This is a genomic window from Pigmentiphaga sp. CHJ604, assembly GCF_036972535.1.
Lineage (GTDB): Bacteria > Pseudomonadota > Gammaproteobacteria > Burkholderiales > Burkholderiaceae_B > Pigmentiphaga > Pigmentiphaga daeguensis.
Map to the genome: position 1 here is coordinate 1,155,876 of NZ_CP136998.1, position 18,351 is coordinate 1,174,226.

At 68.6% G+C, this 18,351-nt stretch carries 15 protein-coding genes and 6 tRNA genes; 16 read left to right on the forward strand and 5 right to left on the reverse strand.

The genetic code is table 11. The features are described from left to right. Window positions 1-33: 33 nt before the first annotated feature. The 3 genes from R4823_RS05615 (at window position 34) to R4823_RS05625 (ending at window position 5,528) form a co-directional block, all read left to right on the forward strand. Entirely contained in the window at window positions 34-375 is a 342-nt protein-coding gene (locus R4823_RS05615; RefSeq protein ID WP_087837156.1) for a TIGR01244 family sulfur transferase, read from the forward strand. 12 nt (window positions 376-387) lie between these two features. Further along, complete coding sequence (locus tag R4823_RS05620; protein ID WP_338617844.1) at window positions 388-4,116, forward strand: DUF748 domain-containing protein; 3,729 nt, start codon at window positions 388-390, stop codon at window positions 4,114-4,116. Window positions 4,117-4,295: 179 nt separating this feature from the next. Then, complete coding sequence (locus tag R4823_RS05625; protein WP_243724399.1) at window positions 4,296-5,528, forward strand: MFS transporter; 1,233 nt, start codon at window positions 4,296-4,298, stop codon at window positions 5,526-5,528. On the opposite strand, the gene R4823_RS05630 is transcribed toward R4823_RS05625, so the two are convergent. Continuing rightward, a complete protein-coding gene (locus R4823_RS05630) occupies window positions 5,525-8,257 on the reverse strand; it encodes a bifunctional acetate--CoA ligase family protein/GNAT family N-acetyltransferase (protein WP_132979168.1) in 2,733 nt (910 codons plus the stop codon). The two genes, R4823_RS05625 and R4823_RS05630, sit on opposite strands and share 4 nt — an antisense overlap. Before the next feature lie 144 nt (window positions 8,258-8,401). Here R4823_RS05630 and gltX point away from each other — a divergent pair, with 144 nt between their 5' ends. The 11 genes from gltX (at window position 8,402) to R4823_RS05685 (ending at window position 13,635) form a co-directional block, all read left to right on the forward strand. Next, window positions 8,402-9,829 carry a glutamate--tRNA ligase gene (gene gltX / locus R4823_RS05635; RefSeq protein ID WP_087837153.1) on the forward strand — a complete coding sequence of 476 codons (1,428 nt, stop codon included), beginning with the start codon at window positions 8,402-8,404 and terminating at the stop codon, window positions 9,827-9,829. A gap of 32 nt (window positions 9,830-9,861) precedes the next feature. Beyond that, a tRNA-Ala gene (locus R4823_RS05640) sits at window positions 9,862-9,937 on the forward strand. Window positions 9,938-9,967: 30 nt separating this feature from the next. Beyond that, window positions 9,968-10,043, forward strand: a tRNA-Glu gene (locus tag R4823_RS05645). A gap of 37 nt (window positions 10,044-10,080) precedes the next feature. Continuing rightward, a tRNA-Asp gene (locus tag R4823_RS05650) sits at window positions 10,081-10,157 on the forward strand. Window positions 10,158-10,343: 186 nt separating this feature from the next. Then, a tRNA-Ala gene (locus tag R4823_RS05655) sits at window positions 10,344-10,419 on the forward strand. Window positions 10,420-10,436: 17 nt separating this feature from the next. Beyond that, window positions 10,437-10,512: transfer RNA gene (locus R4823_RS05660), tRNA-Glu, on the forward strand. A 36-nt stretch (window positions 10,513-10,548) separates the two neighbouring features. After that, window positions 10,549-10,625: transfer RNA gene (locus tag R4823_RS05665), tRNA-Asp, on the forward strand. Between the two features lie 139 nt (window positions 10,626-10,764). Further along, window positions 10,765-11,208: a hypothetical protein gene (locus tag R4823_RS05670; protein WP_087837152.1), complete on the forward strand. Its 444-nt coding sequence runs from the start codon at window positions 10,765-10,767 to the stop codon at window positions 11,206-11,208. A gap of 211 nt (window positions 11,209-11,419) precedes the next feature. Continuing rightward, entirely contained in the window at window positions 11,420-12,451 is a 1,032-nt protein-coding gene (locus R4823_RS05675; RefSeq protein WP_279816630.1) for a serine hydrolase, read from the forward strand. Window positions 12,452-12,469: 18 nt separating this feature from the next. After that, window positions 12,470-13,399 carry a LytTR family transcriptional regulator DNA-binding domain-containing protein gene (locus R4823_RS05680; RefSeq protein ID WP_279816632.1) on the forward strand — a complete coding sequence of 310 codons (930 nt, stop codon included), beginning with the start codon at window positions 12,470-12,472 and terminating at the stop codon, window positions 13,397-13,399. Between the two features lie 80 nt (window positions 13,400-13,479). Further along, a complete protein-coding gene (locus R4823_RS05685; protein WP_087837150.1) occupies window positions 13,480-13,635 on the forward strand; it encodes a DUF3309 family protein in 156 nt (51 codons plus the stop codon). Window positions 13,636-13,657: 22 nt separating this feature from the next. On the opposite strand, the gene R4823_RS05690 is transcribed toward R4823_RS05685, so the two are convergent. Further along, window positions 13,658-14,113 (reverse strand): ion channel, encoded by a 456-nt coding sequence (locus R4823_RS05690; RefSeq protein WP_279816636.1) that lies wholly within the window; start codon window positions 14,111-14,113, stop codon window positions 13,658-13,660. Window positions 14,114-14,243: 130 nt separating this feature from the next. Here R4823_RS05690 and R4823_RS05695 point away from each other — a divergent pair, with 130 nt between their 5' ends. Further along, on the forward strand, window positions 14,244-15,062 hold the full coding sequence (locus R4823_RS05695; protein WP_338617856.1) for an META and DUF4377 domain-containing protein: 819 nt from the start codon (window positions 14,244-14,246) through the stop codon (window positions 15,060-15,062). A gap of 15 nt (window positions 15,063-15,077) precedes the next feature. On the opposite strand, the gene R4823_RS05700 is transcribed toward R4823_RS05695, so the two are convergent. Beyond that, the gene (locus R4823_RS05700) at window positions 15,078-16,331 is read right to left on the reverse strand and encodes an Hsp70 family protein (protein WP_338617858.1); all 1,254 of its coding nucleotides are present in this window, start codon (window positions 16,329-16,331) and stop codon (window positions 15,078-15,080) included. Between the two features lie 206 nt (window positions 16,332-16,537). Here R4823_RS05700 and R4823_RS05705 point away from each other — a divergent pair, with 206 nt between their 5' ends. Further along, entirely contained in the window at window positions 16,538-17,353 is an 816-nt protein-coding gene (locus R4823_RS05705; RefSeq protein WP_338617860.1) for a methyltransferase, read from the forward strand. Here the strand turns inward: R4823_RS05705 and R4823_RS05710 are convergent. Continuing rightward, window positions 17,350-17,544 carry a zinc ribbon domain-containing protein gene (locus tag R4823_RS05710; RefSeq protein WP_087837146.1) on the reverse strand — a complete coding sequence of 65 codons (195 nt, stop codon included), beginning with the start codon at window positions 17,542-17,544 and terminating at the stop codon, window positions 17,350-17,352. The two genes, R4823_RS05705 and R4823_RS05710, sit on opposite strands and share 4 nt — an antisense overlap. A gap of 356 nt (window positions 17,545-17,900) precedes the next feature. Further along, the gene (locus R4823_RS05715; protein WP_338617867.1) at window positions 17,901-18,332 is read right to left on the reverse strand and encodes a thioesterase family protein; all 432 of its coding nucleotides are present in this window, start codon (window positions 18,330-18,332) and stop codon (window positions 17,901-17,903) included. Window positions 18,333-18,351: the final 19 nt, after the last annotated feature.

Below are 18,351 nucleotides of genomic sequence, written 5' to 3' on the forward strand. Positions count from 1 at the left end.
GCGGCGCGCGGGGGGATCCTTCCGGAGACTCGCATGTCCGCATTCACTTCCCTTACCGAAAACTTCGCCGTGGCCCCCCAACTGGCCCCGGAAGACATGGCCGCCGTCGCGGCGGCCGGTTTCAAGAGCGTCATCAACAACCGGCCCGATTTCGAAGGTGGGCCGGCCCAGCCCTCCAGCGAGCAGATGCAGGCCGCGGCGCAGGCGGCGGGGTTGAACTACGTCCACCAGCCGGTCAACGGCGCGAACATCCAGCCCGGCGACGTTTCCACCTTCGCTTCCCTGCTCAAGACCCTGCCGGGGCCGGTCCTGGCCTTCTGCCGCAGCGGAGCGCGATCGACCAAGCTGTTCATGTCGGCCAGCAATTCCCTCTGACCGGATCGCGACGTGGCTTTCACGCTGGGGGGGACGGTCGACGGCATCAGGCGGCGGCGCAAGCCGCTGGTTCGTATTCTCATTGCCCTGCTGGTCCTGTGGCTGCTGTTCCTGGCCCTGACCGCCTGGGGCATTCCCCGGCTGGTCCGCAGCGTGGCGCTGGCCCAGGTGCCGGAGGTGCTGGGGCGTACGGCACGCGTGGGCGAGGTGTCGTTCAATCCTTTCAAGCTGCGCCTGCGCGTCCATGACTTCGCCATTCTCGACCAGGCGGGCACCCATCCGGATTTCTCGGTGGAGCAGGTCGAGGTCAATGCCTCGGTTTCGTCGCTGTTCCGGCTCGCGCCGGTGGTGGACGGGCTGACGATCACCGCGCCGCGCGTCTCGCTGGTCCGCGAGGGGCCGCAACGCTTCAACATCAGCGACATGCTCGACCGCCTGGCCGCCAAGCCCTCGGAAGACGGGCCGCCGCCCCGGTTTTCGCTGAACAACGTCAAGCTGGACGGCGGCGAGATCACTGTCGACGACAAGGTCACGGGCCGCCAGCACACCGTGCGCGACCTGCAGGTGGGCATTCCCTTCCTGTCCACGCTGGCCTATGCCACCGACATCGACGTGCAACCCAGGCTGTCGGCGCTGGTCAACGGCAGTCCGCTCAACCTGGAGGGCACCGCGCGGCCCTTCGATACGCCGCGTACGTCCTCGCTGCATCTCAAGATCGACGACCTGGGGCTGGATGCGCTGGCCGATGCCGTGCCGGGCGCGATGCCGGTGGTGCTCAAGCACGCCCGGCTCGACAGCGATGCCCAGCTGGTGTTCGAGGAAGGCGGCTCGGCGGCGCCCAAGGTCCGCCTGGAAGGCAATGCCACGGTGCGCGAGGTGGACGTGCGCGACCAGGGCGATGCCGCGCTGCTGGCGTTCAAGAGCCTGGCGCTCGAGAAGTTCGCATTGGAGCCGCTGGCGCGCCGGTTCCAGGCCGAGCGCATCGTCCTGGCCGGCCCCTCGATCCATGCCAGCCGCTCGGCCGACGGGCGCGTGAACCTGGCCGAGGTGGCTGGCCGTTTCCAGCAGCCCGCTGCGCCTGCGCCCGCGGCGCCGGCCGCGCCGTCGCCGTCCGCCAGCCCGGCCCCGGCGCCTTCTTCCGCGCCCGCGCCCGCACAGGCCGATGCTTGGCATGTGTCGGTGGGAACCGTGGCGCTGCAGGACGGCGAACTCGCCTGGCACGATGAGCAGGATCGCTTCGATTACCGCATCTCGGAGTTCGCGGCGGAGCTGCGCGATCTGAACCTGCCCGCGGCGCAGGACCAGGCCGTGCCCTTGACCGTGGCCGCGCGCGTGGGCGAGGCGGGCCGCCTGGACGTCAGCGGCCCGGTCCGCCTCCAGCCTTTGTCGGCGGACCTCGACCTCAAGCTGGATTCGCTGGCGCTGCCTGCGCTGGCGCCGCTGTGGAAGCCGTACCTGGCGCTGCGCATCGACGACGGCTCGCTGGGCGCGGCGGCCAGGCTGCACGTGGAGCAGGGCGAATCCCTGGCGGTGCGCTGGAGCGATGGCAGCGTCGCGCTGCGCAAGCTGGCCGCGGCACCGGTCTCGGACAAGGCATCCAGCCTGAAACTGGAGTCGCTGGAGGTGGGCGGGCTGGCTGGCGACCTGGCGGGGCGTATGGCACGGATTGAACGCATCGCCATCGACGGCCTGGCATTGGCGGCCACCCGCTCGGCCTCGTCGGCCGTGAGCTGGGCGGATATCGCCATTCCGGCCGCGCCCCGGACCCGACCCGCCGGCAAGCCGACCCCGGCCCCCGCCGGCCATGGCCAGGCCGCGTGGAAGGTGAGCGCGGGCACACTGTCGGTCGCCAAGAGCTCGCTCAGGCTGACCGACGAGTCCGTGTCGCCCCGCGTGGCGCTGAGGCTGGACGGCTTGCAGATGGAGGCGCGCAACCTCGGGTCGAACCTGCGGGCGCCCGTCGATTTCTCGCTGCGCTCGTCCGTCCAGGGTCGCGGCACCGCCGACATCAAGGGCACGGTCGTGCCCGAGCCGCTTTCGGTCAAGGCCCAGGTGCGCGCCGACCGGCTGGACCTGACCGCGCTCGCCCCCTACCTGGCGGAGCGGCTCAACGCCACCGTCAAGAGCGTCGTGGCCGGCGCCAACGGCAGGCTGGAGTTCGCGGCCGCCACCGGCAGGCAGCCGCAGCGCGCGGCCTGGACCGGCGCCGCCGAGATCACCAATCTCGACTTGATCGACAAGCTCAACTCGGCGGATTTCCTGAAATGGAAGCGGCTGGCGTTCAAGCGGCTGGACGTGGCCAGCGCGGGCGATACGCTCAAGGCCGACCTGGGCGACATCTCGCTGGAAGATTTCTTCGCACGGGTGATCCTGAGCGAGCAGGGGCGGTTGAACCTGTCGCAGCTGATCGTCCAGCCGGGCGAACAGGCCGGTTCCATCACCGACGAGAAGCCGGCCGGGCCGGCAACGAAGGCCGGCGAGCCGGCGGCATCGGAACGGCGGGTGCAGGGCGCCAAGGAAACAGGCGCGGCAGCCCCCGAGGCGGGCGGAATGCCGCGCGACATCCGGGTGGGCGCGGTGCAGCTGGCGCGAGGCCACATCAATTTCACCGACAACTTCGTCAAGCCCAATTACCGCGCCAACCTGACCGACATCGCCGGCAGCATCTCGGCCGTATCCTCGGCCGACAGCCAGCCGGCCGACGTGCAGGTGACGGCCAAGGTGGACGGCGACGCGCCGGTGGACATCACGGGCAAGCTCCACCCCTTCGGTCCGCGGCTGTACACGGACATCCATGCCAGCGCCAAGGGCGTGGAACTGCCGGCGCTGACTCCCTATGCCGCCAAGTACGCCGGCTATGCCATCGAACGCGGCAAGCTGTCGATGGACGTGCACTACCTGATCCAGGACGGCAAGCTCCAGGCCAGCAACAAGATCTTCCTCGACCAGCTCACCTTCGGCGAACGCGTCGACAGCCCCGATGCCCTGAAGCTGCCGGTGCTGCTGGCGGTCTCGCTGCTCAAGAACAGCCGGGGCGAAATCGACATCGAACTGCCCATCTCCGGATCGCTGGACGACCCGCAGTTTTCGGTGGGCGGCATCATCTTCCGCGCGCTGGTCAACCTGATCGTGCGGGCGGTGACGGCGCCGTTCTCGCTGCTGGCCTCGGCCTTCGGCTCGGGCGAGGAGCTGTCCCACATCGATTTCGCGCCGGGCCGCGCCGTGCTCGACGACGATGCGCGCAAACGCGTCGAAACGCTGGTCAAGGCCTTGAACGACCGTCCGGCGTTGAAGCTGGACGTGGCCGGCCGGGCCAACCCGTCCGTGGACACCGAGGGCCTGCGCAAGGCCGGCGTCGACGCCCTGATCCGCGTCCAGCAGCGGGAAGACCTGCGCAAGAAGGGGGACGACGCCGACGGGAAGGACCTGCCGCCGCTGGATGCCGCGCAGCGGGCCCGCTACCTGGAAAGCGCCTACAAGGCCGCCAAGATCGACAAGCCGCGCAACGTGATCGGCCTTGCCAAGTCCTTGCCCGGTCCCGATATGGAGGCGCTGCTGGCAGCCAGCGTCAACGTGGGGCCGGACCAGTTGCGCGAACTGGCCGTGCGGCGCGCGCAGGCCGTGATGGCCGTGCTGCGCGAGGCCAAGCTGGGCGAGCGGGCCTTCGTGGTCGCGCCCAAGATCGAGGCCAAGCCCGCCGAGGGCGCGAAGCAGACGGGGGTGGACTTCAGCTTGAGGTAGGTCCCCCCCTACGCGCTTCGCGCGCCCCCCAGGGGGCGATGCGGGTGGACCGGCGGAGCCGGATCCACCGCATCCTGGGTCTAGTACCTGTTTCTTGGGTTGTGGCATTTGTGCTTCGCTGGCTGCGGTTGGGGTTTGTTTTGTTTTTAATCTGGATATAAGATATCCAGAATAGAGGCATGGCCTCGCTTCTTGCCGAGTTCTTCATCATGACGCGTAGCGCTTCTTCGTCTGTCAGTGCCTTGCCGGGGCAGGGGTTGGGATCGGTTGCCATTCTTGCGCTGGGGACGTTCGCGGTGGGGACGGATGCGTTCATCGTGTCGGGGTTCCTGCCTTCGATCGCGCAGTCGTTGCAGGCATCGAATTCCATGACGGGGCTGTCGGTCACGGTGTTCGCGGGAACGTATGCGTTGTTGGCGCCGGTGCTGGCGACGGTCACGGCACCGTGGTCGCGCAATCGGGTGCTGGTGGGGGCGCTGGCGGTGCTGGCGTTGGCCAATCTGCTTTCGGCGCTGGCACCGGACATCTGGACGCTGCTGGCAAGCCGAGCGTTGGCGGCGGTGGGGGCGGCGGCCTATACGCCGACGGCCACGGCGGCGGGTGGGGCGCTGGTGCGGCCTGAGCTGCGGGCGCGGGCGTTTTCGCTGGTCACGGGCGGGTTGACGGTGGCGACGGCACTGGGCGTGCCGCTGGGCAATCTGGTCAGCCAGTGGTTCGGCTGGCGCACGGCGCTGGGCATGGTGGCCGCGCTGGCGGCGTTGGCCTGCGTGGGCGTGGCGCTGATCATGCCCGCCCTGCCGGGGCAGGCGCGTTCGTCGCTGCGCGCGCGCCTGGCGGTGCTGCGCCGGCCGGCGGTGGCCTGGGTGCTGCCGCTCACGGTGGTGGGCATGACGGCCTGCTACATCGTGTATGCCTACAGCGTGCCCGCCTTGCAGGCCCTGGGGATCGCCGACGGACACATCGGCGCGATGCTGCTCTGCTACGGCGTCGGGGCGGTGCTGGGCAACCTGCTTGCCGGTTACGGGACCGATCGCTGGGGGCCCACGCCGGTGTCGGTCACCGCATACGTGGCCATGGCGGCGTCATTCGCAATCATGGCGTGGCTGGCCGTGGCGGGCGCCGGCCACGAGGTGGCCGTGGGGCTGCTCGTGCTGGTCTGGGGCATGAGCAGCTGGGGTCAGACACCGCCGCAGCAACTGCGCCTGACCAACGCCGCGCCGCAGGAGGCGCCGCTGGTGGTCGCGCTGAACGCCTCCTGCATCTACCTGGGCATCGCCCTGGGGACCGCGCTGGGCGCGGGCTTGCTGGCGCACGGTGCGGTGTCCGGATTTGCCGTATCCGCGCTGGTTGCCCTGGCCGCGCTGGGTTTCGTCGCCGGCCTGGCCAGGAAGGAAAGCCCCCGTCCGCGCTAGCCCGCCGGACCGTCGCCCGCCGGGGCGCCGTCGCCTTTCAGGCGCAGCCACACCCGCCGCATGCTGAAGTCGTCGGGGTCCACGTCGACGTGGAACCCCAGCCGGCCCATCAGCGTCAGCATCGGCCGGTTGTTGCCCAGTACCAAGCCTTCGATGACGGCCAATCCTTGCCTGCGCGCCGCGTCCACCAGCGTCGTCATGAGCTGGATGCCCAGTCCGCGCCGTTGCCACGCGTCGCCGATGACCAGCGCGTATTCGGCGCTTTCGCCGTCGGCGTTCAGCAGATAACGCGCCACGCCGATGATGGCCTCGCGCAGTTCGCCGGGGTGGTCGGGGTCGGCTTCCCAGACCGTGGCCACCAGGGCCAGTTCCCGGTGGTAGTCGACCTGGGTGTAGCGCGCCAGTGTCCGCGGCGAGAGCTCGCGCATGAACGAGATGAAGCGCATGTAGCGCGTGTGTTCGGACAACTGGCGGGTGAAGTCCTGCAACGGTGCCGCGTCCTCGGGCCGGATGGGGCGGATGGTGTAGGGCGAGCCGTCCTTGAATTGCAGGTGCCTGACCAGGCGGGCGGGGTAGGGGTGGATGGCCATGTGGGCGTAGCCGCCCAGGCCCGCGTCGGCGTCGCCCGCGGTCTCGCGCGTGAGCGTGATGCGGGTGTCGGCCGCGACGACCCGGTCGCCGTCGATCATGACCGGGTCGATGTCTATGGTCTCGATATCGGGCAGCGCGCAGACGATCTCGGAAATGCGGACCAGCACGTCCTCCAGCGCGTCGAGTGCGCGCGGCGATAGCTGGCCCGCCAACGCGTAGCGCCAGACCGGCGAACGCTCCATCAGGCGGCGCGCCAGGAAGCCGTTGAGCGGCGGCAGTTCCAGGCTGCGGTTGGAGGGGCTTTCGCTGCGCGAGCGCGCGGATCCGAAACGGATCACCGGTCCGAACAGCGCGTCGCGGGCCACGCCCATGGAGACCTTGGCCGAGCCGGGCGGGCCGGCCATGGCCTCCACCGTGATGCCTTCGATGTAGGCCTGCGGCGCGGCGGCGTGGGCATTCGCCAGCATGCGCTGGTAGGCGGTGACGAGTTCGGTGCTGTTGCGGATGTCCAGGTGCACGCCCCGGACCGCCGATTTGCGCACCACGTCGGGCGAGTCGATCTTGATGGCCACGGGAAAACCGATCTGCTGCGCGGCGATCACCGCCTCGGCGGGGGTGCGGGCAAGCAGGACCTGGACCACCGGGATGTGGAAGGCCGCCAGCAGCGCCTTGCTCTCGGGTTCGGTCAGTGTCAGCCGGCCCTCGCGCCGCGCGCCGTCGAGCAGGATGCGCGCGCCGGCCAGATCGGGCTCCTGGCCGGGCGGCTCGGGGGGCGGGGTCTGCAGCAGCAATTGCTGGTTGTAGTGATAGGTGGCCAGGTTGCCGAAGGCGTCCACCGCCGCTTCGGGCGTGCGGAACGAGGGCGAGCCGGCGTCGTCCAGGATGCGGCGCAGCGGCCGCATGGCGGCATCGCCCATGAAGCAGGTGATGACCGGCTTCGAGGCCTTGGGCGCGGTGGCGGCCAGGGCCTGCGCCACCGCGCGCATGTCGGCCTCGGGATCGGGCGACAGCACGGCCAGCACGCCGTCCACGCCGGCGTCGGCGACGATGGCCTGCACGGCCTGCGCGCAGGCCTGGGGATCGGGGGCCGAGAACTCGACCACCGGATTGTCGGTCCAGGCATTGGCGCTGAGCGTGGCAGCCAGTTGCCTGCGCGTGTCTTCGCCCAGTTCGGCGCGCATGACCGGCCGGCCCGGCCCCAACTGGTCGAGTGCCAGCTGCGCCGGACCGCTGCCGTTGGCCAGCACGGCGATGCGCCGGCCGCTGGGCAGCTTGGCGAAGCCCAGCGCCTTCACCGCCGAGAACAGTTGCACGAAATAGCGGACGCGCACCGCGCCAGCGCGCCGCAGCGCGGCATCGAAGACCATGTCGGACGGGACCGGAGGCGGCGCGGCGGAGGCCGACTCGTCGGCGGCCAGGGGCCGCACGCTAGTGCGCTCTCGGCCGCCGTGCCCGGCCTTGAGCACCACCACCGGCTTGACGCTGGCGGCGGCGCGGATCGCACTCATGAATTCGCGGGCGTCGCGCACGTCCTCCAGGTAGAGCGCGATGCTATCGGTGCGCGCGTCGGCCACCAGGAAATCCAGCACGCGGGGCACGTCCAGCGCCGCTTCGCTGCCCAGGGAAACGACGGTCGAGAAGCCGGTCCGGTTGTCATCGGCCCAATCCATCACGACCGCCATGATGGAGCGCGATTGCGTGACCAGGGCGACGCGGCCCGAGCGCCCCAGCGAGGGGTGCACGCTGGCGTTGAGGCCGGCGTGCGGCCGTTGCAGCCCGAAGCTGTGCGGCCCCAGCAGTATGCAATCGTGGGCCGCGGCCCAGGCACGGCAGAAATCGTTGTCCTCGAGCGATGGCTCGTGGGTGAGCACCGCCACCGCTCGCGGCCGGGCCGGCGCCAGCGTCTCCAGCGTGGTCCGCAGCGCGTCGCGGGGAACGGACACCACCGCCAGGTCGGGCCGCTCGGCCGCCTGGGCCAGCCCGGCGGGCAGGACGCAGGTGCGCCGCTCGTCCAGCCGCAGCTCGGTGGTGCGGGCGCGCAGCGCGGCGGGCAGGGAGGCCATCATCGGCAGCGGCCGGTCGCTGATGGCGATCAGCGAGTGGGGATCGAACAGCGGGGACAGGGCGTGCCGGGACATGGCCCTCCTTTCTGGATGAGGACGCGCAGGCGCGTGGCGGCCCGGGGCCGCACGGATTTGCTGCAATACAATACTACCCCGGTCAGCCGACCCTGGCGCGCTTCGCGCGCCCAGTATTCACTCCTGCACGAGAGCCGTTTTCCTATGAGCACCGATTCCTCGTCGTCCGGCCGCAACCCCGCGGTCCGTACCCGCTTCGCACCGTCGCCCACGGGCTTTCTGCACCTGGGCGGCGCGCGCACGGCGCTGTTCTCGTGGGCGTTCGCGCGTCACCACGGCGGCACCTTCGTGCTGCGGATCGAGGATACCGACCTGGAGCGTTCCACCCCCGAAGCGGTGCAAGCCATCCTGGACGGCATGGCGTGGCTGGCGCTCGATCACGATGAAGGCCCGTTCTACCAGATGCAGCGCATGGACCGCTATCGCGAGGTGCTGGCGGGCATGCTGGCCGCCGGGTCGGCCTATTACTGCTACTGCTCGCCCGACGAACTCGAAGCCATGCGCGAGCGCGCCCGGGCCGAAGGCCGCAAGCCGCGCTACGACGGCACGTGGCGGCCCGAGCCGGGCAAGACCCTGCCGCCGGTGCCCGAGGGCCGCAAGCCCGTGGTGCGCTTCCGCAATCCGCTGGACGGCGACGTCACCTGGAACGACCTGGTCAAGGGCCCGATCACCATCGCCAACGCCGAACTGGACGACCTCATCATCGCCCGGCCCGATGGCACGCCCACCTACAACTTCTGCGTGGTGGTGGACGACTGGGACATGGGCATCACCCACGTCATCCGCGGCGACGACCACGTCAACAACACGCCGCGCCAGGTCAACATCCTGAAGGCCCTGGGCGCCACGCTGCCGGAATACGGCCACGTGCCCATGATCCTGGGACCGGACGGCGAGAAACTGTCCAAGCGCCATGGCGCGGTCAGCGTCATGCAGTACGACGACCAGGGCTATCTGCCGGAAGCCATGATCAACTACCTCGCGCGCCTGGGCTGGAGCCACGGCGACGACGAGATCTTCACGCGCGAACAACTGGTCGAGTGGTTCGATACCCGCAGCCTGTCGAAGTCCGCGGCGCAGTGGGATCCCAAGAAGCTCAACTGGGTCAACGCCCACTACATCAAGCAGAGCGCCGACGCCGACCTGGCCGCGCGCGTCGCGCCGCGCATCGCCAAGCGGGGTGGGGCGGTCGACGGCGTGGACCTGCCGGCCATCATGGCGCTGCTCAAGGAACGCGCCGAAACGCTCGAGCAACTGGCCGACGACGCCATGTTGTTCTGCGGCGAATTCGATGCCGCGGCCACGCCGCCGGACCTGGTCGCGCAGCACCTGACCGATGCCGCGCGCGCGATCCTGCGCGACTTCGCGCAAGAGGCCGGCTCGATCGAATGGACCCGGGAACAGATCTCGGCGCTGATGAAGGCCACCCTGGCCAAGCATGGCGTCAAGATGCCGGCGCTCGGGATACCGCTGCGGGTAGCCGTGACGGGACGGGCGCAGACGCCGGCCATCGATGCGGTCCTGTCACTGCTTGGCCGCGAGAAAGTGCTGGCCCGCTTGCACACGGTTTAAAAACCGTGCATAATCTCGCTTCTTCGCAGGACGGGGGTATAGCTCAGCTGGGAGAGCGCTTGCATGGCATGCAAGAGGTCAGCGGTTCGATCCCGCTTACCTCCACCAGTCCGGGAAGAAGCAGTACTGTAGTTCCGGGTCCCCTTCGTCTAGAGGCCTAGGACATCACCCTTTCACGGTGAGTACAGGGGTTCGAATCCCCTAGGGGACGCCAGCCGAACAGGTTGGCAGCAGTAAAAATATGCCGCTGCGGAGCGGTAGTTCAGTTGGTTAGAATACCGGCCTGTCACGCCGGGGGTCGCGGGTTCGAGTCCCGTCCGCTCCGCCAAGAATCAGAAAGCCCTGCTAAATCCCGTGTTTAGCAGGGCTTTTGCTTTTCTGCTCCGCCTGTGTCTCAGGCGGGTCCTGCGTGGACTTGCAAGCTGAAATATGGCTATAATCCAGATCCCGCTTGAAAAACATTTCAGCGGGCATCCACCCAGATGGATGGCGGTAACTGAATGGCAGTAACCGTGGGGGTATAGCTCAGCTGGGAGAGCGCTTGCATGGCATGCAAGAGGTCAGCGGTTCGATCCCGCTTACCTCCACCACGAAACAGCAGTTCCAGGTCCCCTTCGTCTAGAGGCCTAGGACATCACCCTTTCACGGTGAGTACAGGGGTTCGAATCCCCTAGGGGACGCCAACCGCCACAGGTTGGCAGCAGTAAAAACGCCGCTGCGGAGCGGTAGTTCAGTTGGTTAGAATACCGGCCTGTCACGCCGGGGGTCGCGGGTTCGAGTCCCGTCCGCTCCGCCAAGGAATTCCAAGGGTTAGTGCGCCAGCAGCCACTAGCCCTTTTTGTTTGGGCGTTCGACATGGCATTCGCCGCCTCGCGAAGCCGGGTACGCGTTTTGCGGCAGCCCGGGTTCATATCCAAAACCAAAGAGGTGACGCCATGAAATGCTCGAGTACCACTCGCAACACGCTGCTCGCCGTCCTGCTGGCGGCTGCCACGCCGTTCGCCATCGCGCAGACGAGTTCGCCCGACCGGACGAGCCAGGATGCCAGGACCGACATGGGGCCGTCGACCGGCTCGTCCGGCAAGCCCCTGCCCGCGGACCAGGGGAAGAACAGCCCGCAGCCCGAATCCACCAAGCGGACCGGGCCCGTCGAGCACGGAAGCCGCAGCGACATGGGGCCCTCCAGCGGGGCCTCGGGCAAGCCCTTGCCCGCCGGCCGCAGCGGCTCGGATGCGGCTCAGCCTTCGGGCGACCGCACCCGGCCGGGCGGCAACGACCGGGAATCCCGGACCGACATGGGACCGTCCTCGGGCGCGTCGGGCAAGCCGGTTCCTTCGCCTGACAACGGCGCGTCGTCGGGAGGCTCGATGCGGCGATGAGTCGCGGCAGCCGGCGCCAGCCTTCGCTGGCGCCGGCTGACAGCGGGGGCGTATGTCGATTCGTCGGCGAATAACGTCGATTGATCGTTCCTGATTGACAATTCCCACACCGACTTCCAACATCCGCGACGTCCATGCGTGCTCCGCATGACGGCTGCCGGGGTGGCGGGCCGCGCGTGAGCGGGCGTCAACCAGCGGAGTGTCCCCGACCATGCAATTCCCCATCGACCCGGCCGATCTGCAGCGCCGCAGGCTTTTCAAGTTCACCGCGTCGGCGCTGGCCGTGCAGGCCGTGGCCGCGTGCGGGGGCGATGCCCAGGCCGCCGAGGGCAATGCCAGCGACGCGGTTCTCAAGGCGGTGGCCGATTTCGGCGCGCTGGCGCCCGAAGGCACGCACTGCCTGGTGCGGGCCGACGTTCCCAATGCTTCCTGGAGCGCAAGCTACAACCCCGACCGGCAACTGTTCATCGGCAGCGCGATCAAGACCTTCATCCTGGGCCAGTTCGTGATCGATGCGGAAACGTCGTACAACGGCATTTCCGGGAACATGCCGCAGACCATCGACGACGGGGTCCGCTCGCCCGGCAGCCCTGTATTCGTCGACCTGAACGGCACGCTGCCCGCCAAGTACGCGCTGGAGGCGATGATCGCCCACAGCGACAACACCGCCACCGACATGGCCTATGCCGCTGTGGGGGCGGACCGGGTGCGGCAACTGATCGCCCGGGCGGGGCTGACGCATACGCGGATCCCGGATTCGACGCGCCGCCTGTTCTCGTACCTGGCCGGGGCGCCCGACGGCGTGGACCTGGGCTGGGAGGCCTTGATGGCGGAGCTGGCGCAGCCTTCGCTGCCGAACGCGCGGCAGGCGATCAACGACAGGCAGTCGATGCTCAGCACGGCCACCGAGCTGGTGGCGTGGTACCGGCAATCGCTGTCGGGCAAGTTCTTCACCCAGCCGGCGACCCTGACGGAATACAAGCGGATACTGGCGATGGCCGACGCGATCTCGCTGGTGGTGCCGGCGGACATCATCGCGTATGGCAAGGGAGGCAGCATCGACTGGCTGGACTTCCACACCATCAGCTTTCCCGGCCAGATGATCGTCGACCGGGTGCCGGTCACGTTCTGCTTCACCTACAACTGGCGCGGTCCGGAAACCAGCACGGGCGCGCCTTTCCAGGCGTTCGTGAAGGCCGTGCGCCCGGTGTTGCAGGCGTGCGTGGACGCCATCCGCAAATAGCGCCGCAAGAGGCCAGCCATGGACAGCATGGACAGCGACGCGCCGTTCGAGACCCTGGAGCGCGACCAGTGCGCGCCGGCTCCGGCGCTGGGGGCCTGGGTCCACCAGGTTGCCCTGGCACTGATGAGCCGGCCCCAGGACGAGGCCATCTTCCTGGCCCTGCAGGCGCTGGGAACGCTGGCGCAGGTCGATCGCGCATGGATGTTCGAATACGATGCGCGCGCCCTGCGCTTTCGCAACACCCATGAGTGGTGCCGGTCCGGCATCACCTCCCATGTGAGCGATCTCCAGGATGCGCCGGTCACGATGATCGCGTGGCTGCATCGCGCCCTGAACCAGCGGCGCGCCGTCATGATCCATGACGTGGCGCGCATGCCGCGCGCGGCAAGGTCGGTACAGGCGGAAATGCTGCGCCAGCAGGATCGCAGCGTGCTGAGCGTGCCTGTGTTCCATGAAGGCCGCCTGCGCGCCTGCATAGGCTTCGATGCGACGCGCGCGCCGGTGCGCTGGCAGCCGGCGCAGGCGCTGGGCCTGTTCCTGTGCGCGGACCTGATCGCGCAGGCCCGCTATGGCGGCACGGAAACCGAGCGCAGCCGGGCGCGCGCGCAGCTCTACGAGCCCCTGCTTTACCTGCGGCTGGGGCACGGAACCCGCGGACTGGCCCCGGCGGACATCCTGGGCGTGCGCTCGGCGCGCGATTATTCCCTGATCTGGCTGGCGGGCGGGGGCTCGGTCAAGGACATGCGGCCCTTGTCCGCCTGGGCGGAGCTGCTGCCACAGGAGAGTTTCATGCGCATCCACCGTACGGCGCTGGTCAACCTGGGGCACGTCAAGGCGCTGGAGCGGGGCGCTTCGATGCCGTGGACCGTCCAGTTGCGCGGCCTGGGCCAACCCTGGTCGGTGTCGCGGCCCTATCGCCAGGCGCTGCGCGCCAGGCTGGGGGTCTGAAGCCGAGGGCGGGCGCGCATCTTGCTGAGGAGCAGGCAGGCCTTGCCAAGGCCGCTTCCTTCGCTATCGAGGAGAACGCCATGCTCACCACAATAATTCTGATCATCCTGCTGCTGGCGCTGATCGGCGCCTTTCCCGCATGGCCCCATGCTGCCAGTTGGGGATACGGGCCCTCGGGCATCATCGGGGTGATCCTGGTCGTGCTGATCGTCCTGCTGTTGATGGGAAGGATATAGGCCCGGGGCGCGCGGGGGGCGCTCAGCGGCGGTTTTCGCCGTCCTGGCGCTCGCGCCAGTTGCGCCGCATGAGAATGAACGTGAACGAAGTGGACCAGCCGATCAGAATCAGGCCCACCAGGGGTTCCACCGAGGCCAGCAGACGCAGCGGCCCGGTGGGAAAGATGTCGCCCAGGCTCTGGGTGGTGAAGGTTTCCAGTCCGAAGTAGATGTAGGCCAGGGGGCCCGCGCTGGCCGCGCCGGTCAGGTGCCCCAGCCCCAGCCATTCCGCGCCTATCCAGTAGCCGGCCCCGAACAGCATGCCCTCCAGGCAATGGGCGGCGATGATGGCGCAGATCAGCACGCCTATGTTCGCCCGCCCGCTCCAGCGCCGCGGATGGATGGAGGAAATGAAGCGCAAGGCTTCGTAGTGCAGGGCGACGGTACCGATGGAGAAGACCACGGTCAGGCCGATGGCCATGAAATAGTGCGCCGGCATCGTTTCTTTGTCAGGACTTGTTGCGGGTATGGGGCGATTATTGCAGTTGTAGCACTCCCCGGCGGGCCGCCGCGCGCCTGGGCGCCGTGGAATGCTACGCTTGATGGCCTCAAGAAGAAGGAGAACGTCCATGAAACGGACCTGGAAAATCCTGCTCGCGGCGGTCGTGGTGCAGGGGCTGGCGGCCTGTGCCCAGCAGGGCGGCGCGGCGGGCGGCTCCGGCGCCAAGACCGATGCCTCGATCCTGACGGCCTATCACTGGCGCCTGCAACAGGCGCTGAACGCGACCGGCGCGCCCCAGCCGGATGCGGTAAACACCCACGGTGGCCAGGCGCTGCAGCTGACCTTCGCCGGGGAGCGCGTTTCCGTGGCCGGGCTGTGCAACATGCTGGGCGGCGGCTACCGCGTGGATGGCGCGCGGATGGCCATCACGCAGATGGCCGGCACCTTGCGCATGTGCCCGGACCAGGCCTTGATGAAGTACGAACGGGATGTGGCCGAGCGGCTGCCGACGGTGTCGGGCTGGGAGATCCTGGGTGGCGCAGCGCGGCCCGAGGCGGGGGCGCAGCCCGCCCTGAAACTCACCTTCGCCGACGGCAGCCAATGGCGGCTGGCCGGCACGCCCACCGACGAGACGCGCTACGGGTCGGCGGGCGAGACCATGTTCCTGGAGGTGGCGCCGGACCTGGTTCCCTGCAGCCATCCCCTCATCCCGAACATGAAATGCATGCGGGTGCGCACGGTCAGCTACGACGCCGCCGGCGTCAAGCAGGGCTATGGCGACTGGGAAGCCTTCTACGGCAACATCCAGGGCTATACCCATACGGCCGGCGTGCGCAACGTGCTGCGTATCAAGCGCTACACCCTCGCCAATCCGCCGGCGGACGCCTCCCGCTACGCCTACGTGCTCGACATGACCGTGGAAAGCGAGCAGGTCTCGGGGCGCTGAGCCCCGGCCGGCGTCTCACCCCAGGCGCCGCGCGGCGTCCAGGGCCAGGCCCGTTCCTATGCTGCCGAACGTGTCTCCCTGGACCGCGCGCGCCGCGGGCAGCAGCGAGGCGACCCGGTTGCGCAGCAGCGGTACGCTGCTCGATCCCCCCGTGAAGAACACCGTATCGACCGCCCGCGCGGCGATGCCGGCGGTGTCCAGCAGCTCGGCGATCGTCCTGCCTATCCGGTCCACCAGGTGTTCGATGGCGGCATCCAGGTCGGCGCGCGTCGCCACCTGGATCAACCCGGGCTCGACGCGGCCCAGGTCCATCCGGGCCTCGGGCGCGGCGGCCAGCGCGATCTTCGCTTCCTCGACCTGGAAAGCCACCCAGTGGCCCGCGCGCTCCTTGACCAGTTCCAGCAGCCGGGCGAGCTTGTCCTTCTCGGCCGATTCGTGGAACAGTTCGGCCAGCATGGTGGCCGACTTGCGGGCATAGACCTGGTTGATGGTGTGCCACGATGCCAGGTTGAAGTAGGGCGTCGAGGGCATCTCCTTGCCGCTGGTCAGGCGGCTGCCCAGGCCCAGCAGCGGCATCACGGTGCGCAGGCTCAGGTACTTGTCGAAGTCGGTGCCGCCGATGTGGACGCCGCCGTTGGCGAGGATGTCCTCGCGCCGCTCGGCGGCGGCTGCGCGCGCGGGATTCAGGCGTATCAGCGTGAAGTCCGACGTGCCGCCCCCGATGTCCACCACCAGGACCAGTTCCTCGCCGGCGATCTGCGATTCGTAGTCGAAGGCTGCCGCCATCGGCTCGTATTGGAATTCGACGTGGCGGAAGCCTACCTCGCGGGCGATCTCCGCCAGGGTCTCCTGCGCCTTGGCGTCCGCGCGCGGATCGTCGTCGACGAAGAAGACGGGGCGGCCGAACACCGCCTGGTCGAGAGTCCTGCCGGCCGCGTGCTCGGCGCGCCGCTTGAGTTCTCCGATGAAACGCGAGAGCAGCAGGCGGAAGGGCAGCGCCCGGCCCTGGACCTCGGTGTGGCCTTCCATGAGCGGCGTGCCCAGCAGGCTTTTCAGCGCCCGCATCAACCGGCCGTCATAGCCTTCCAGGTAGTCCCGGACCGCCGCGCGGCCGAAGCTGGTCTCGATGTCCTCGGCGTGGAAGAAGACCGCCGAGGGAAAGGTGGGCTGCCCGTCTTCCAGCGGCAGCAGGGAGGGAGCGGCGGGCCGGTGCCAGCCGACGGTGGAGTTGGACGTCCCGAAATCGACGCCGCATGCGTTTGAGATCATGGAGGGAAAGGAAAAAGGCGCCGCGCCCCGATGGGGTCTGCTTTCCGGCCGTGGACGGGACGCGACGGGAAACGCAGATCGATATGCGGTCTGGGCATGGCCCGCCTGGGCGGGCCGGTGTTAAAACGGGGAACGGCGTCATTGTATGCGCAGCCACGGACCGCACCGACACCGGTGCAGGGTCCTTCTCCATGGGAGCCTTTCGCATGTCATTCAAAGCCTTGGTCGCGGTCGTTGGCGTGTCGCTGCTCGGCGCGGGGTGCGCCGTCGCGCCGGTCGGCGAGGACACCGCGTTGAAGCAGGCCATCGCCAGTCCGGCGCGCACGCCGGCCTTCGTCGCCCGGGACGCCGCGCGCAAGCCTTACGAGGTCCTGCACTTCTTCGAGCTGCGGCCGGACGCCACCGTGGTCGAGATCTCGCCCGGGGCCGGCTACTGGACCGAGATCCTGGCGCCGTACCTGAAGCCGCGCGGCACCTACTACGCCGCCCAGTATCCGCAGGACGGCGGGGGGCGCGCCTACTACCAGGAGTACTACCGGAATTTCCGCGCCAAGCTGGATGCCAATCCGGCCTGGTACGACCGGGTCCGGGTGACGGCCTTCGGCAAGGGGCGCTACGACATCGCCCCGCCGGGCAGCGCCGACATCGTGCTGACCTTCCGCAACCTGCACAACTGGATGAACGACGGTTATGCCGAAGAGGTGATGGCCGCCTTCTACCGCGCCCTCAAGCCCGGCGGCATCCTGGGCATCGAGGCCCACCGCGGCCGGGCCGACAAGCCCCAGGACCCGCGCGCCGCCGATGGCTACGTACGGCAGGATTACGCGATCCAGCTCGCCCGGCAGGCCGGCTTCGTCTTCGTCGGCAGCTCGGAGGCGCTGGCCAATCCCAGGGATACCAAGGATCATCCGGCGGGGGTGTGGACGCTGCCGCCTACCTTCCGGCTGGGCGACAAGGATCGCGAACGCTACGCCGCGATCGGAGAGGCCGATGGCTTCCTGTTGAAATTCCGCAAACCCTAGGTCTTGGACGCCGGCAGCCGGGCGTAGCAGTGCTTGCAAATAGCGGCGGCGGGATGCACGTACTTGCCGCAGCTCGGGCACTGCTTGCCATGCCTTTCGCGGGCGATCTCGCGAGCCTTCGCCCGTTGGCGAGCCTTGACCACGATGACCCCTACGCAGATGGCAGCGATGATGGCAATGAAAACAATCATGCTTTTCCCGTTGTAATTGCGCGAACGAGTATAGGGGGCGTGTGTTATCGGAAGTTTGCAGGATGTCTCAATTGTTAGAAAGAGCCCACGCCGTTTTTTCTGCGAAAAGCGCGCCGCGCGGGCGGGGGAAACCGCTCCAGGCGCAACAAAGGCGCCTGAACAGTGGCTGAATGAGGGGGTACGCCTCCTGCGAGTCCCGGGGCGAAGGCGGCGGGGCCGGGGAAAGGCAGTCCGTCCGCTAGCGAACGGATACACATGGCTGGAAGGCGGCTGGCCATGATGGCCGAGTTACATTTTCCGGAGCGCGGCCTCTGGAATCGGTAACCGTGGACCAAGGCGCTAGGCGCCGGGTCCGCTCAGGCCTGCCAGTAGCCGCCAGCCTCGATCGCGCGGCGCACGTCTTCGGGCACCTCGATGGGCCGCGTGGTGTGCATGTCGATGAACACCAGGACCAGCGCCGCGCGCAGGCGCACCGGCTGGTCGTCGCCGGCGGGGCTCAGTTCGATGGCGATCTTCAGCGAGGTACGCCCCACGCCGTCGATCCGCAGTGCCGAGACGATGTCCTCTCCCAGCCGGCTCGGGGCCAGGAAATCGACCTGCAGGTTGACGATGGGAATGGCGATGTGCCGCTCGCCATGCAGGGCGGCGAAGCCGGTCCCCAGGCCGTGCCGGAGCCAGTGTTCGACGGTGTCGTTCAGGATCTCGACGTAGCGCGGATAGAACACGATGCCGGCGGGATCGCAGTGCTTGAAGCCGATCTCGACCGGCATGACATGGATGGTTCCCATGCGGTTTCCTCGATGGATG